Genomic DNA, 2,046 nt, shown 5'->3' on the forward strand with positions numbered 1-2,046 from the left:
AGGCGGCCGCACGCTCGTCGAACGCGTCGGAGGCGTTTGGGCCGTCCACGACCTCGGCGGCCGACGTGCCAGGGCCCTCCGCCCTCCCGGCCTCGCCGCCCACGACGCGCTCGTCCTTGCGGTCCCTATTATACTGCTGGAGCACGCGGAACAGCTCCTCGGCCACCTCGTTCGGCACGACGCGCGCCTCCTTGATCTCCTCGAGCGTGGCGGATTTCAGGTTCCTGAACGACTTGAAGTGCTTGAGCAGGGCCTTCTTGCGCACGGGGCCCATGCCCGTCACGTCGTCCAAAATGGAGGCCGTCATGCCCTTGCCGCGCAGCTCGCGGTGGAACGTGATGGCGAAGCGGTGCGCCTCGTCGCGCACCTGCTTCACGAGGTAGAGCGACGCCGAGCCCGAAGGCAGCACGACGGGGCCGGTGTCCTGCCAGGGCACGAACAGCTCCTCGTCGCGCTTGGCCAGGCCGCACAGGGCGATGTCGTCGATGCCCATCTGGTCGAACATCTCGAGCGCCGCAGAGAGCTGCGGCTTGCCGCCGTCGAGGATGATGAGGTCGGGCTTTGAGCCGAAGCGCTCGTCGGCCATGCGCTCGGGCGCGTAGCGGCGGCTCATGACCTCCTGCATGGACAGGAAGTCATTCGCCTCGTCGAGCGGCGTCTTGATCTTGAAGCGGCGGTACTGATTCTTGTCGGGCTTGCCGTTGGTGAACACCACCATCGAGGCCACCGTGTAGGAGCCGTGGATGGTGGAGATGTCGAAGCACTCGATGCGCATCGGCGGCTCGTCGAGGGCGAGCGCGCTCTCCAGCTGCAGGAGCGCGTTGTTGATGCGCTTGTCGTCGTAGTTCGTGCGTACCTTGTAGCGCATGAGCGTGTGCTTCGCGTTCGTCTCGGCCATGCCCACGAGCTCGGCCTTCTCGCCTTTCTGCGGCGCGCAGATGCGCACCTTGGCGCCATGGGGGCTGGCCAGCTTCTCCGTGAGCCAGGCCTCCATGGCGTCCTTGTCCTCGGGCTCGTCGCGCAGGATGACCTCGTGCGGGATGGAGGTGGTGGCGTCGTAGTAGCGCAGCAGAAACATGTGCAGCAGGTCCTGGTCGGGCACGTCCTTGCCGCGGTCGAGCACGAACTCGTTGGAGTTGATGATGCGGCCCTCGCGCACCATGAACACGTGCACGCCGGCCACCGTCTCCTCGCGGAACAGGCCCACGACGTCGGCGTCGAGGTTGCGCGTGGACACCGCGTGCTGCTTGTCGGTGAGGCTGTTGATCGTGTCGATGCGCGCCTTGATGCGCGCGGCGCGCTCGAAGTCGAGCTCGGCGGCGGCGGCCTGCATCTCCTCGGTGAGCTCTGCGACGAACTCGCGGTGCTGGCCCGACAGGAAGCGCTCGATGCGCTTGACGTTGACCTGGTACTCCTCGGGCGTGATGCCGCCGCAGCACGCGCCGGGGCCGAGGCCCACGTGCGCGTCGAAGCACGGCCGCGCCTCGCGGTCGAGCAGCGCGAGCGGGTCCTTGTCCAGGCGACGCTTGAGCCCGCGCCAATCGGCGCACGACGTGGCGCACAGCGGCACGACGCGGCGGGCGATGTCCACCATGTCGCGGGCGGCGCGGCTGTCGGTGTAGGGGCCGAAGTACTTCGTGTCGGGCTTGTGCTTCTCGCGCGTGTACTTGATGGCGGGGAACACGTCGCCCTTCGTGAGCGCGATGAACGGGTAGGACTTGTCGTCCTTGAAGTCGGCGTTGAAGAAGGGGGCGTGCTGGTTGATGAGGTTCTTCTCGAGCACGAGCGACTCGTGCTCGTTCTCCACCACGAGGTAGTCGAAGGAGTCGATCTGGTCGACCAGCAGCGGGATCTTCGCACGCTCGTCCTGGTAGTTCACGTACTGGCGCATGCGGGCGCGCAGCTGCTTGGCCTTGCCGACGTAGATGACCTGGCCGGACTTGTCCTTCCAGAGGTACACGCCCGGCAGCGTGGGCACGCTGTCGAGCTCGCGCTTGATGCGCTCGAGCTTGGCCCGCTGCGGCTCGGACGCAGCGGGTTGCCCCC

General features: G+C 67.1%; 1 protein-coding gene. It reads right to left on the reverse strand.

Annotated features, from left to right (window positions below; genetic code table 11):
- On the reverse strand, positions 1-2,046 hold a 2,046-nt coding region (gene uvrC, locus GPA_RS02380; protein WP_414735672.1), incomplete at both ends, for an excinuclease ABC subunit UvrC.

The organism is Gordonibacter pamelaeae 7-10-1-b (assembly GCF_000210055.1).
Classification (GTDB): Bacteria; Actinomycetota; Coriobacteriia; order Coriobacteriales; family Eggerthellaceae; genus Gordonibacter; species Gordonibacter pamelaeae.